We start from the raw sequence: 13,303 nt of genomic DNA, 5'->3' as shown, positions 1-13,303 counted from the left end.
ACTAGGAATAAAAAAGGATGCGTCGCGTTAAGCGACGCATCCTTTTTTTGTTCGCGTGGACGGCGTTTATTACTTGCTTTCAAGATCGAAAGTGATGCCCGTGCCGCGTGACGTAGCCGTGTTGTCGATCGAGACTTGCTGACCCAGGATCGTCTCCTCGTTGTATCGGCTGGGGATCATCTCCTGGCCGTTGACGATCTTGGAGATGCGCACCTTGTAGAGCCCGTAGGCGAGCCCCGGAGGCGAGTCTTCCGTGGGCCGCATGTCACGCGGGATCGACGCCGAGCCAAGCCCTCGGCGGTTTGTCTTGCCCTTAGCGACCAGGATCTCATCGCCCAGAAAGGCCTCGGGATCGAACGTCACGTCGGCGTCGGGGAGCGGTTGGCCGTCGATGGTGACCGAGTACCTAACGCTGGTGAGACCCACGCCAAACGACTGCCACTTCTTGACCCGTTCGGCCACCTCATCGGCGCTCACCTTGCCGTCGCCGTCGGTGTCGAGTGATTCGATCGCGGCGTTGAGGCCAGGGGCAGATTTGAGTTCGTCGCCGCCGACGAAGCCGTCGCCGTCGGTGTCGTACTCCTCCATCGCCAGTCGGCCCGCCTGCGAGGCGTTGATGCTCGGCGGACGGATCGCGGCGGGGCGGTTGCTGCAACCGGTTGAGACGATCAGCGACAGGCCGGCGGCGGCGAGCACGCGGCGCCAGGTGCGGCGATTAAAGACAATACGCATTCCGTAGATCCTCCTAAGATGATTCCTGCAAAGCGCGTCGACCGGGGCTCGGGGTTAGCGGGGGCGCGCAAGGCGACGGCGCTTGATTGTCGCAAGTCGGCCGAGCGGAATCCATGGCGAATGCGCGGATGCGGGAAACAAGTGCGTGGTCCGACCGCCACGCCTCACGCGGGGCTTTACAAACAGTCACGCCAGGATGCGCCTATCCGAGACAGCGCTGCGCAGCCGCGACATCCCCCACGCAGTGGGTTGGCTATCATAGCGCTAGTCCCATTCACGCCGCTTGGCGCGGGGCTGATCCTGCTGGGGCGGCTTGGCGGAGCCGGCCCGGGCGACTTGTTCGATCCGGGGCAGAAACGGGCGCTCGCGTGAGCGGCTGACGGGCGGTACCGGAGACGAGACCTGTCAAATGAGTCGGGCGTCGAGGCGTCTCGGAGTCACTCCGAGACGCCCATTTTTTTGCGCCTAGAGCGGTTTTCGTATTGGTGTGGACGAGCGGGGAAGCGATTGGGGGCGTGGCGAGGAAGCCGAAGCAGGCAATGCGGTGCATTGTCGATGCAGGTTGACGAAGCCATGACGCCGATCGCGAGCCGAGCGTCTGCACCAATGAGCAAACCGCTCTAGGGCTGACGCAATCCCCCTCCCGCGTGGGCCGTTCCTCGCTCAGCGGCGCGTCGGCCGCCGGCCGCGGCCCGCGGCGACCGAGAGGGCGGTGAGCACGATCAGCAAGGCGGTCGCCGGCTCGGGGATGGCCGCCTCGGAGCTGGCCGCTGGGGCGCCGGTTTCGCCAAAGTGAGCAACCCACAGGTCGTAATCGGTGTTGCCGACGAAGCCGTCGCGGTCGCCGTCGGCCGGCATGAAATCGCCGAACTGCACAAAGGAATCACGCCACACCGTGAAGTCGGCCGCGTCGACCACGCCGTCGAAGTTGTAGTCGCCCGGCACGACGTCGGAAACGTCGACCGCGAGGTACTGGTCGGCCTGAACGTCGTACAGGTACTGCACGGTCCCGTCGGGCCAGACCACCAGCAGCTCGTCGATGGTCTGAGCGGCGCCGAGCCCGAAGTGGACCGGCAGGTCGCTCTGGTTGAAGGTGCCGGCGTTGGTGTTCGCCTCGCGGCGGAGGGTCCGCTCGTTGGGCGTGCCCTGGTCGATCGTGGCGTACAGCGTGGCGCCGATGGCGGTGGTGTTCTCGGTGCGGCCCTCGAGCTCGACGTAGAGCCAGTGGTTGCCGTTGTCCGTGGCGTTGCTGAGGTAAACCCGCTCGTCGTAGTTGTTGTCGGTCGGGGCGATGAGGTCTTGGTCGCCGTCGCGATCGAGGTCGCCCCACACGCTGTCGTAGGCGCCAACGTTCTCCTCGTCGAGCCCCTCGGCCGCGGTCACGTCGGTGAACACCCAGCCGCCGTCGTTGCGGTAGAGCTTGCGGGCCTGGTCGATGCCGCCCTGCGCCAGGTGGTCGTGGAAGAACAGGTCGAGGTCGCCGTCGTTGTCGTAGTCGACCGCCTTGCCGCCGCCCAGGTCACGCGAGGTGTCGCTCAGCAGGGGGTGGCCGGTGATCGTGTCGACGTCCGTGAACTGGTTGCCGCCATCGTTGCGGAAGATCTTGCTCGGCTGGCTGTCGGCGCCGACCATGAACAGGTCGAGGTCGCCGTCGTCGTCCATGTCGATGAACTCCGATCCGTAGCTGTTCAAGAAGTTCTGGGTGCCGTTCGTGTCGGCGATGTCGATGAAGCTCAGCTCGCCGGTCTGAGCGAGCTGGTTCTCGTAGAAGTTGTTGCGGATGTTGTTGTCGCCGCGGCAGGTCGAGATGTAGATGTCGAGGTCGCCGTCGCCGTCGGTGTCGCCGATCGCCATGCCGTAGCCCTTGGTGCCAAAGTCTTCCTGGAACCCTACCGAGGCCCCCACGGGGGAGAACTGGCCCTGGTCGTCTTGTAGGTAAATCTCGTGCTTCTCGGGCCCCTCCATGCCGAAGATCAGGTCGAGGTCGTTGTCGCCGTCGATGTCGTTCCAAGCCACGTTCTGGTGGAAGCCGGGGTCGTCCAGACCGACCGGCACGCTGGCGTTGAAGAAGCCCGAGTCCGACACGTTGTGCAGCACGTCGCCCGAGTTGCCGACGGTGTTCGACTGGCCAACAAATACGTCGACCCGGCCGTCGCCGTCGTAGTCGCCCCAGGCGGCGCTCCAGGAAAAGCTCAGCCCGCCGGGCAGCACCGACGGCATCTCGGTGTACGACAGCGAGCCGTTCTCCGTGAGGTTGTTGCGGTAGAACCGCTGGGCTCCCGCGCCCCCCTGGAAGAACAGGTCGAGGTCGCCGTCGTTGTCGTAGTCGCCGAGCGACGCGCTGCGGCTGTCGTGGTTGGCGTTCAGAACCGAGGCGCCCACGTCGGTGAACGTTTGCGCGACCGACGGCGTGGCGAGGGCGGCGAGCAGGCAGGCCGCGGGCGCCAGTCGGAACGGGGCGAAACGGGCCGGGGCCGGGCGGGACGGGAGAGAGCGGGACATGGGGCGGGCGCCTCGGAGTGAGTGATAAACCCACTATAAGTGCTCGCTCGAAGGGCTGCGATCATGATTTGCGGCGCTCAACCCGCGCTTTCGCGCATGGTCCGGCAGGCCACACGAAGCGTGTCGGCGGCGAGCGTCAGCGCAGCGACCAGTCGTTGCGGAATGCCAGCCAGGCGGCGACGGTCATCGCCGCCGTGGCCGCGAGCAGTGCGGCGATCTGATGGAAGGGGGCGTCGACCTTCTCGGTCACGAGTTGGATGACCGACCACGAAACGCCGAGGCCGAGCAGCGTGGCGTAGACCACCCGGCGACAGACAACGCTCGCGAGCACCGCCGCGGCGTAGACGACCAGCGGGGCGACCGGCAGGACGTGCGTCGCGGGGGGCATCATGAAGGGGTAATCGCTCAGCCACTCGGCCGCCAAGGCCGCCGTGCCGAACACGGCCACGAGGAGCGCGGCGCCGGCAAGGAACTTGACGACGAACCAGCGGCCGGCGTCGATGGGGCGCGAACGCCAAAACTCGTTGACGCCGCGTGAGAGGTCTTCGTGGAAGGCGCCAACCCCGACGATCAGGGCGGCAAAAAACACGCTGGCCGACAATACGCTCGCCATGAACGACGCCGATTCACGCCACGAAACACGCTGCGTCGGCGCGAACTGAACTACGAAAATAATGTAAGCCGCGAAGCCGATGGCGCCGATGACCGTGGCGATGATGACGGGCCGGCATTCGCGGTACTGCTTCCAGACGACGGCCGCCAGCCGCGAACGCATCGGGGGCTCCAGCCACGCGCCGTGGGCTGTCGGGGGAGAAGCCTGGTTCACCCGGCGCCCGTCGCCCACGGCGGCGCCGAAATGCCGCAGCCAGACCGCTAGCAGCACGCCGTGCGTCAGGCAGTAGACCAGGGGGACGGCAAACGCCGGCAGCCGCGGGTAGCGGTGGAACGAAACGGCTTCGACGGCGACGAGGCCGCCGGGCATCGCGGCGGTGAGCAGCTCGAACGCCCTCAGGTCGGTGGTCGATTGCCCTAGGGAGCCACCCAAGTAGTGGGTCTGGTCGCGGACAAGCCATTGGTAGGAGCCGCCCCACAGGCCCCACATCGCAGTGATTGCGACGATTGCGACAATGCCTGCTCGGACCTCGTTGGCACTGCGTAGACCTAGCACGGACACCCAAAGGAAAACACTGGTGACGATGAGCGTGATTTGGCCGCACCACGCTACGAGTTCAGTAGGAGAAAATCTGTCCATAGGCGCCATGCCCGGATCGACCCACTCCATGAGCGCTGGCCAGGCGAAGGTAATCGCCAGGACGGCGTAGGCCGGGACGAGCACCGCGAGCACGCCGAAGACGAACTTCAGCAGGGCCGAGACACGCAGCGCCCCGGGCAGCCGGACGAGCAACGGCAGCGTGTCGCGCGACCGCTCACTAGCGGCGGCGGCCATCGCAACGAAAAGCGTCGCGAGCGGGACGTACAGCACGGTCGTTTCCAAGCCAGGGAAGCTGTCGTAGGGCGAGCGATCGGTCAGGGCCAGCAGCAACGGCGTGCCGACCGCCAACGCCATCAGCGCGGCGAGCTTCCACTTGTGCTCGTGCGCCTCCTTCCAGAGGAGGCTGCGCCAGACGGCAAACATGGAGGGCTTTTTTGCGGTGTGCATGGCGTGCCTTCTTATAATTCCCTCCCCCAAGGGGGGAGGAGTCAATGCGTGTGTAGCACGTTGCCCATTGTTTCCCCCTCCTACTTTAGGAGGAGGGGTTAGGGGAGGAGGCGCCCTGGGTACCAGGGTTCTACCCCCTCCCCTAGCCCCTCCCCCTGCCGGGGAGGGGGAGCAACTACGCTTTCGCGCTACTTCAGATTGAATTCCGTATCAACTGAAACAACCACGGGGACTGTGAATCAAATCGCCTGCGGCTCTTGGACGGTCTCGAGTTCGGGATCCACGCGCCCCGCGACGTACGCCTCGAAGATCTCGTCGAGGTTCAGGTCGACCACTCGCGGCGGCGTCCCTTCGCGGGCGAGCACCGCCAGGGCCGCCTCGGCGCCCTCGACCGTGGCGGCAACGTCGTCGCCGTCCGGCCGCACGTCAAGCACCCGGGCCACCCGCGCTACGAGCGGCAGCAGCTCGCGGCGCAGCACCAGCCGTTTGACGTCGGCACGCAGGGTCTCGGTCTCTTCTTGCCGTAGGACGCGGCCGTCGTCGAGGATCGCGACCATGTCGGCCACGGGCTCCACTTCGTCCAACAGGTGCGAGCTGTAGAGCACTGTGCGCCCTTCGCCTTGAAGGTGGGTGATCAGGTCGCGGTTGAATTGCTTGCGCATGATCGGGTCGAGCCCGAGCGCGGGGTCGTCGAGGATCACCAGCTCCGGCCGGTGCGCGAGGGCCAGCACCAGGCCGAGCCGCACGCATTGGCCCTTCGACAGATGTTTTATTTTCGTGGCGAGCGGCAGCTCGAACTCGCGCAAGTAGCGGCTCGCCAGGTCGTGGTCCCAGCCTGTGTAGAACGGCGCGACGAACCGCACGAGCTCTTCGACCCGCATCCAGCCGTACATCGCCTGGTCTTCGGCGAGGTAGCCGACCCGGTCGCGGAGCGTGAGCGCGTCGCGTGCGGGGTCGAGCCCGAGCACGCTGATCTCGCCCGCGTCGCGCTTCAGCAGCCCGAGCAACAGGCGGATGGTGGTGGTCTTGCCGGCGCCGTTGCGGCCGAGGAAGGCGAACGTCTGTCCCGGCTCGACCGTGAGCGACACGTCGCGCAGCACGCGGGACTTGCCGAACGACTTCGATACCGACTTGAGAGAGATGACCGGCGTGCTCATGGCGCGGCCTCCTGGGGTGTGGGGGATTCTGCCTCGAGTTGGCCGAGCGCCTCGGTCACGAGCTCGTGGATCTCGTCGCCCGTGAGGCCGAGGCCGCGGCCCTGGCGGCAGAGCTGGCGGAGTTCGCCGACGAGCCGCTTGCGGTGCGACGCCGCCGCGCGCTGGTTGGCCTTGGGCGAGACGAACGTCCCCTGCCCGTGGCGCCGCTCGAGCAGGCCTTCGGCCGTGAGCCGCTCGTAAACGCGGAGCACGGTGTTCTGATTGACGGCCAACTCGCGGGCCAGCTCGCGGACCGAGGGGACCCGGTCGCCCGGCCTGAGCGACCCGGCCGCACAGAGCGAGGCGACCTGCTCCGCGATCTGCCGAGAGACCGGGACGGACGACCCTTTTTCGATGCGTAGGAGCATGGGCGAAAGAGTTGAAAAGAGATAAGTGACTACATTTGTATAACAGTGGTCGCCGAGCCATGCAAGAGTTTTTCTCAGGCACCCTTAACGGACACAACGACCGGTGGGTATGTTTCACGCATGGCGCCCACGACCACGAATTCACGAGAAAACCTGCTCGATGCGGCCCTGCATGCCTCCCGCTCGAAAGGCAACACGGCCACCGCGGTCGACGACCTGAGCCGTCGGGGGCAGGGGGGGACCAAGGGGGCGTTCTTCCACCACTTCAAGACCAAAGAAAAGGCGGCTGTCGAGGCGGCCGGCCACTTCTCGGCGATGGCCGCCGGGCGGTTTAGCACGGTTCCCAACCACGAGTTGTTGTCATCAAGCCGGTCGCCCTGACGGCCGCAAGCGGTGACAGATAGTGGCGCCCACAAAATGTCGCGTCGCTTGGCGGCTCGGCTAGAATCCGTTTCTCTTTTTCGGCCGGGCGTCCGGTCGCATCACCCCCATGAGTGAAAGGCGAATCTCTATGAAGGCTCGATTGACTCTTACGGCTTGCGCCGTGTTGCTGGCTTCGTCGGTTGCATTGGCGCAGGAAGCGTCCGAAGCGGTCATGCCCGAGATGCCGCCCCCCGCGCCGGAGAACGAGTGGCTGCAGCAATTCGTGGGCGAGTGGGACGTGACCATGCATTGTCAAATGGAGGGCATGCCGGAAATGAATTCGGTAGGCGTGCAGAAAGTCCGCTCGCTGGGCGGGTACTGGGTGCTCAGCGAGATCCAGAGCGAGATCATGGGCTCGCCTTGGACCGGCCTGCAGACGCTCGGCTACGACCAGAGCAAGGGGAAGTACATCGGCACTTGGGTCGATTCGAGCAACGGGTTCATGTGGCGGTACGAAGGGGAGCTGAACGAGGCGGGCGACGCCCTGGTGCTGATGACCGAGGGGCCCTACCCGATGAAGGATGGTGAGATGACCCCGACGCGAGAGACACTCCGATTCGAGAGCGACGACCGCATGGTCTACACCTCCGAGGTCCAGGGCGACGACGGCTCGTGGACCGAAGGGATGCGCGCCGTGGGCAAGCGGGTTGAATGAACCCGCTGCTGTGATGGCTCCGTCCGCCCTCGGCGAAAACGTTGCCGGTCTACGTGCTGGGAGGGCTCGCGCCGAGCTGGAATCGGCGCGTCGCGCCCGACTGGTTGGCCTGCACCAGTTCGTTCGTCTCCACGTCGAGGCAGCTGAGCCACTCACCGCCGGCGGGCCAAGTGTCGATGCAGGCCCAGCCCTCCCACACCTTGGGCAGACCATTCTTCTGCGAAGTGTGCCCGCAGACCACGCGTTTGCCGGTGCGGTGGGACGAAGCCAGCGGAGCGTCTCGGACGGCTGGTCGGACATCGGTGTGTGGGCTAGATCGCGGCAAGACTCGGGGCCAGCAGGCACGAGTCAGACCGTGGGCGATCGCTCGATTGACCCTGAGGGGTCAGTCGAGCGACTCGGCCGATTCGATCAGGCTCTCGATGAATGCGCGCGACTGCCGACGCGCCGTCTTCGCGATGTGGATGAACAGGAACGGCAGCCAGAGGACGTGGACCACCTGCAGCGTTTGGAGCACCTGCCCGCGGACCGCCGGTTCGGGGCTGGGCAGGACCAACGCCGCGACCAATCCGCCCACCAGCAGCAGCCCCGGCAGGCCGAGACCCAGGGCCATCCCGAGCGCCAACTGACGGAACCTGCGGAGCATACCGCTCAGGCCGATGCGGTAATGGACGCGCACCCGTCCGTCGCCCGCGGGGGCGAGGAGCATCTCGCCCTCGTCGAAATAGTGCGAGGCGGCCTGGTTGCAGATTCCCCCACCGGCATTGCTGAAGACGACCCGCTCGGGGGAGTGCTCGGTGACCCTCAGCACGGAGGTGACCCGATTGACCGAAGGTCGGCGGAGGCTGCGGACCAGCTCCTTGGAGACCTCGTCACACTCGCCGTGGACCGTGATTTCGCCCACGAGATCTCCGGTCGTCTCAGGCCGTTTAACCGTGAAGCTTTCGGGGGCTTCGCTCGGCCGGCCCATTCGCAACGCGAGGGCGAGCGACCAGAACCAGATGCAAATCGCGACGGACATGATCGCAACGAACGTGAATAAGGCCATTTCAGGCGGCATCGGGCCATCACTCGGGGGGGGCGTCGGGCTATGGGCTTGCGGGCTGTTCGCTCAGCGAGAAGCGGCGCGTCTCGCCCGCCTGGTTGGCCTGCACCAGTTCGTTCGTCTCCACGTCGAGGCAACTGAGCCACTCACCACCGGCGGGCCAAGTGTCGATGCAGGCCCAGCCCTCCCACACCTTGGGCAAACCGTTTTTCTGCGACGTGTGCCCGCAGACCACGCGTTTGCCGGTGCGGTGCGGCGGCTCGGCGCCTTGGATCTTGTGCCAGCGCAGCGACTCGGGGGTTTGGTCGGCCATCGGCACGAGCGGATCGACCATGGCGTGGACGAACAGGTCGCCCGGTCCCTCGTGGTAGGAGTTCATCCGCTCGAGATAGCGCAGGTGGGCGGGGGGGATGCTCGCCGTGCGGCCGCCGTAGGACGCCAGCGTCTCCCGCCCCCCCACGCCGAGCCACGCGCCGATGCTCATGCGGCCGGTGACCGCGCCGAGCATCATCTCCTCATGGTTGCCCATGATGGCGATCACCTCGCAACGCTCGCCCAGCGCGATCGCCCGGTCGATCACGCCGCGCGTGTCGGGCCCACGATCGACCAAGTCGCCCAGCAGCACAACGGTGTCGCCCTCCTGCGGCGAGACCTCGGCCAGCAGCGCGTCGAACGCCGAGAGGCAGCCGTGGATGTCGCCGATGGCGAGGGTGCGGGGCATGGCGGGGCTAGGTGAGAACCACGAAGGAACGACGGAACTAAGAACGACTGCCCACGAATACGCGCGAATATAACACGAATGCCTACTCTCGGATTATTCGTGACTTATTCGCGCGTATTCGTGGGCGCTTTGTCCGTCGTTCCTTCGTTCCATCGGGGGGCAATCTCGTTAGGCGCCGAACTTCGCCAGCCGCCCCGCGTTGGCCATCGCGAGGGTCATCAAATGCTTCGCCTCGAACTGGCCGAGGCCACCGGTGAGGCACTGCTGTTCGCCGAACGACTGGGCGCCGTCGCTGCGGCAGTGCTTGGCCCACAGCAGCGTCGGCACGGGGTGCCAACTGTGGCTGGCGAGCATGGCGGGCGTGCTGTGGTCGCCGGTCGAGATCAGCACGTCCGGCTGCAGGTGCATGATCTTCGGCACGCCGGAGTCGTACTCCTCCGTCCGTTTGACCTTCGAGTCAAAGTTGCCGTCCTCGCCCGTGGAGTCGGTGTACTTGAAGTGGATGAAGAAGAAGTCGTAGTCGTTCCAGGCGTCCTTGAGCACGGCCATCTGGTCGTCGAGCGTGCTCGCGTCGCCGATGACGTCCATGCCCACCAGGCTCGCGAGGCCCTTGTACATCGGGTAGACGGCGATCGCGGCCGCCTTGAGGCCGTACACGTCTTCGAAGCTCGGGATCGACGGCTTGCCGGTGATGCCACGCAGCGTGCAGCAGTTGGCTTTCGGCTCGTCTTTCAGGAGCACGCGGACCTGCTTGATGAACTCGTTGCAAACCTCGGCGGTGCGCTCGCTGCTGGGGTCCAGCGCCTTCGCGGCGAGCGGCGGCACGCCGGTCGCTTGCGGGTCGGTGTCGGCCACCTCGCCGCCGAAGCCCTTCGCGTCGTCCGGCCGCAGCACGACGACGAAGCGGTGCTCCTTGACCGGTTCGACGAACACGGTGACGCCGGGGATCTTCACGTCGCGCAGCCGGATGGCGATCGGGGCCGACTCCTCGCTGGGGATGCGCCCCGCGCGGCGGTCGCTGATGTTGCCGCCCGAGTCGAGTGTGCAGAAGTTGGCGCGGATGGCGACGTCGCCCTCTTGGAGCTCGAAGCCGATGCCCGTGGCCTCCAGGGCGCCGCGGCCGATGAGGTACTCGACCGGGTCGTAGCCAAACAGTCCCAAGTGGCCCGGGCCGCTGCCGGGCGAGATGCCGGGGGCCACGGGGATGCTGCCGCCGAGGACGCCCTCGCGGGCGAGTTTGTCGAGGTGGGGGGTCTGGGCCGTCTCGAGCTCGGTCTTGCCGCCGGGCGCCTGTGGCAAACCACCGAGCCCATCGGCCACGTAGAGCACGATCTTCGAGTCGTTTTTCTGCACGAGCGGCTTGATTAGCTTGTGGATATCCATGGCGGGGCGATATAGGAGGTGGGAGGTCAGATGTCAGAGGCTATGTTTGCGATGATCTTGCCGATACGCAAGCGTCTGCGGCTGACAGCCCAGCGCCCGACACGCTAAAATTCGCGTCTAGGCGAACCCCCGACCCCTGGCCTTCGACCTCTCACCTCTTAAGAGCCCATGCTGAAATACGACCCCAGCGCCGCCTTGTTCGACAACGGCGGGATTAATCAGGCGGAACTCGACGCGCTGAAGCCGCGGCTCGAGGCGGCCCGGGCCGAGGTGCTGGCCGACGCCGAGCTGTGGGCAAGCGGAGCGGAAGCTCCGCCCGAAAAAGAGCCCCTCGACGCCGGCTTCCACATGCTGCCGGACCGTCTGCTGGCCGAGCTCAAGGAGAAGGGCGCCGAGAGCGAAGTGGCCCGTCTCAAGGCGACGGCCGACCGGCTGGCCGCCTCGAGCGGCAGCGTGGTCGTGTTGGGCATCGGCGGCTCGTACATGGGCGCCCGGGCGCTGATGGAGGCGTGCTGCCCGCACTACTACAACGAGATCAGCAAGGAGGCCCGCGGCGGCCGGCCGGCGATCTATTACGAGGGGAACAACGTCGACAACGACGCGGTGGCCGCGCTGATCGAGCTGCTCAAGGCGAAGGGCGAGCCGTGGTCGATCGCCGTGATCTCCAAGAGCGGCGGCACGCTCGAAACGGCGGCCGCGCTGCGCATCTTCCTGCGTGAGCTCGAGGCGTCGGCCGGCGACAAGCTCTCTGACTTCGTCGTGCCGGTCACAGGCACGAGCGGCAAGCTGTTCGAGCTCTCCAAGGCGATCGGCTGCGAGGAGATCTACGAGGTCCCGGACGGCGTCGGCGGGCGGTTCAGCGTGCTCAGCGCGGTCGGCCTGCTGCCGGCCGCGGTGATGGGCCTCGACATCGAGAAGCTGCTCCAGGGCGCCGCGGACATGAACGAGCACTTCGCCACGGCCGCGCCGGGCGAGAACGTGGTGCTCGACTACGTGGGCGTCTGCCACCTGCTCGAAGAGACCGAGGGCTGCGTCACGCGGCTGATGAGCACTTGGGGCAAGCGGCTCGAGGCGTTCGGCTTTTGGTACGACCAACTCTTGGCTGAGAGCCTCGGCAAAGAGGAGCAAGGGGCGTTGCCGCTGACGATCGTCAACACCCGCGACCTCCACAGCCGCGGCCAGCAGCACCAGGAGGGCCCGCGCGACAAGGTGATCACGAACATCATCGTCGAGCAACAAGACCGCGAGCCGATCGCCATCGGCGAGAGCGACAACAACCAGGACAAGCTCAACGAGCTTGCCGGCAAGACGCTGCCCGAGGTGATGACCGCCGCCATTGCCGGCACCAACCAGGCGTACGCCGAGGACAACCGCCCGACAGCCAACATCGTCGTCCCCAAGCTCGACGAGCACGCGATGGGCCAACTCTTGCAGATGCTCATGCTCGCCACGGTGGTCGAGGGCCGCCTGATCGACATCAACCCTTACGGCCAACCGGGCGTCGAGGCGTACAAGAAGAACATGAACGCCTTCCTGCGGAAGTGATTCACCACAGAGGCACAGAGGACACGGAGAAGATGTGAGAAAGAATGGGAAGCGGATGAACGCGGATTCAGCGGATAAACGCGGATAGCTTTTGACTTCATCCGCGTTCATCGCTTCGATCCGCGTCAATCCGCGTCCCATTCGTCTCGGTGAACTCTGTGCCTCTGTGGTTAAACCGACTTGGAAAAGACGATGCCCACTCAGATCACCTGGTACGGCCACAACACCTGGCTCGTGGAGACCGGCAAGCACAGGCTGCTGATCGATCCGTTTCTCGACGATAACCCCTCGGCGCCGATCAAGGCGGCGGATGTTGACTGCGACTTCGTGCTCGTCTCGCACGGGCACTTTGACCACGTAGCCGACGCCGTCTCGATCGCCATGCGGACCGGCTCGACGGTGCTCGCCAACTTCGAAGTCGGCAATTGGCTCGTGGGGCAGGGGGTCGCGGAGGACAAGGTGATCGGCCTGAACCCCGGTGGCGGGGTCGACCAGCCGTTCGGACATCTGAAGATGACGATCGCGCACCACAGCTCGAGCATGCCCGACGGCTCTTACGGCGGCGTCGCCTGCGGATTGCTGCTCACGCTGCCCGAGGGGAGTGACGGCGCTCACCGCCGCGTCTACTTCGCTTGCGACACGGCGTTGTTCCTCGACATGAAGCTGATCGCCACGCACAACCTGTCCGACCGGCTTGATCTGGCCGTGCTGCCGATCGGCGACCGGTTCACCATGGGCCCCGATGACGCCGTCGAGGCGACCAAGCTGATCAACCCGGTTCGTGTGGCGCCGTGCCACTACGGCACGTGGCCGCCGATCGAACAAGACGCCGCCGCCTGGGCCGCCGCCGTCCGCAAGCACACCGCCAGCGAGCCGCTCACGCCGCAGCCGGGCGAGCCGTTCGTGCTGTAAAATAGTCGTGGCCGACGGGGCAAGGTCCCTGCCACGAATCGCTGCAGGGAACGCCCGCCGTGGCGTTCCGGCCCGGGGGACGGGCGACGCCATGTTGATCGACACGACACCACGTACGACAGACACCCACTCACCCGCCGGGACGCGGGCCGCCACCGAGG

Annotated in this window: 13 protein-coding genes; 4 read left to right on the top strand and 9 right to left on the bottom strand. The window is 66.1% G+C overall.

What is annotated here, in order from left to right; translation table 11 throughout:
• Window positions 1-69 precede the first annotated feature (69 nt).
• The 5 genes from Mal64_RS13645 to Mal64_RS13625 all read right to left on the bottom strand — a co-directional run bounded on the left by Mal64_RS13645 (window position 70) and on the right by Mal64_RS13625 (window position 6,458).
• A complete protein-coding gene (locus Mal64_RS13645) occupies window positions 70-732 on the bottom strand; it encodes an EF-hand domain-containing protein (protein ID WP_146401176.1) in 663 nt (220 codons plus the stop codon).
• 663 nt (window positions 733-1,395) lie between these two features.
• Window positions 1,396-3,234 carry a CRTAC1 family protein gene (locus Mal64_RS13640; protein ID WP_146401174.1) on the bottom strand — a complete coding sequence of 613 codons (1,839 nt, stop codon included), beginning with the start codon at window positions 3,232-3,234 and terminating at the stop codon, window positions 1,396-1,398.
• Between the two features lie 136 nt (window positions 3,235-3,370).
• A complete protein-coding gene (locus tag Mal64_RS13635) occupies window positions 3,371-4,894 on the bottom strand; it encodes a hypothetical protein (protein WP_146401172.1) in 1,524 nt (507 codons plus the stop codon).
• Window positions 4,895-5,133: 239 nt separating this feature from the next.
• The gene (locus Mal64_RS13630; RefSeq protein ID WP_146401170.1) at window positions 5,134-6,051 is read right to left on the bottom strand and encodes an ABC transporter ATP-binding protein; all 918 of its coding nucleotides are present in this window, start codon (window positions 6,049-6,051) and stop codon (window positions 5,134-5,136) included.
• Window positions 6,048-6,458, bottom strand: coding sequence for a GntR family transcriptional regulator (locus Mal64_RS13625; RefSeq protein ID WP_146401167.1), 411 nt, complete (start codon window positions 6,456-6,458; stop codon window positions 6,048-6,050). The genes Mal64_RS13630 and Mal64_RS13625 overlap by 4 nt, the downstream gene beginning before the upstream one ends.
• A 120-nt stretch (window positions 6,459-6,578) precedes the next feature.
• Here Mal64_RS13625 and Mal64_RS13620 point away from each other — a divergent pair, with 120 nt between their 5' ends.
• Window positions 6,579-6,839: a TetR/AcrR family transcriptional regulator gene (locus tag Mal64_RS13620; protein ID WP_146401165.1), complete on the top strand. Its 261-nt coding sequence runs from the start codon at window positions 6,579-6,581 to the stop codon at window positions 6,837-6,839.
• 130 nt (window positions 6,840-6,969) lie between these two features.
• Window positions 6,970-7,536, top strand: a complete 567-nt coding sequence (locus Mal64_RS13615; protein WP_197525755.1) for a DUF1579 domain-containing protein — start codon at window positions 6,970-6,972, stop codon at window positions 7,534-7,536.
• 49 nt (window positions 7,537-7,585) lie between these two features.
• Here the strand turns inward: Mal64_RS13615 and Mal64_RS13610 are convergent, their stop codons facing one another.
• From Mal64_RS13610 to Mal64_RS13595, 4 genes are all read right to left on the bottom strand, one after another.
• A complete protein-coding gene (locus Mal64_RS13610) occupies window positions 7,586-7,861 on the bottom strand; it encodes a hypothetical protein (RefSeq protein WP_146401161.1) in 276 nt (91 codons plus the stop codon).
• Window positions 7,862-7,921: 60 nt separating this feature from the next.
• Window positions 7,922-8,596 carry a hypothetical protein gene (locus Mal64_RS13605; RefSeq protein ID WP_146401159.1) on the bottom strand — a complete coding sequence of 225 codons (675 nt, stop codon included), beginning with the start codon at window positions 8,594-8,596 and terminating at the stop codon, window positions 7,922-7,924.
• A gap of 28 nt (window positions 8,597-8,624) precedes the next feature.
• Complete coding sequence (locus Mal64_RS13600; protein ID WP_146401157.1) at window positions 8,625-9,302, bottom strand: metallophosphoesterase family protein; 678 nt, start codon at window positions 9,300-9,302, stop codon at window positions 8,625-8,627.
• A 168-nt stretch (window positions 9,303-9,470) separates the two neighbouring features.
• Entirely contained in the window at window positions 9,471-10,685 is a 1,215-nt protein-coding gene (locus tag Mal64_RS13595) for a 2,3-bisphosphoglycerate-independent phosphoglycerate mutase (protein WP_146401155.1), read from the bottom strand.
• 168 nt (window positions 10,686-10,853) lie between these two features.
• Between Mal64_RS13595 and Mal64_RS13590 the strand changes: the two genes are divergently transcribed.
• Together Mal64_RS13590 and Mal64_RS13585 are read left to right on the top strand one after the other, a co-directional pair.
• Window positions 10,854-12,230: a glucose-6-phosphate isomerase gene (locus tag Mal64_RS13590; RefSeq protein ID WP_146401154.1), complete on the top strand. Its 1,377-nt coding sequence runs from the start codon at window positions 10,854-10,856 to the stop codon at window positions 12,228-12,230.
• A gap of 192 nt (window positions 12,231-12,422) precedes the next feature.
• Window positions 12,423-13,142 (top strand): metal-dependent hydrolase, encoded by a 720-nt coding sequence (locus tag Mal64_RS13585; RefSeq protein WP_146401152.1) that lies wholly within the window; start codon window positions 12,423-12,425, stop codon window positions 13,140-13,142.
• Window positions 13,143-13,303 lie beyond the last annotated feature (161 nt).

It is taken from the genome of Pseudobythopirellula maris, from assembly GCF_007859945.1.
Lineage (GTDB): Bacteria > Planctomycetota > Planctomycetia > Pirellulales > Lacipirellulaceae > Pseudobythopirellula > Pseudobythopirellula maris.
This window is presented reverse-complemented; position numbering and strand designations above follow the sequence as displayed.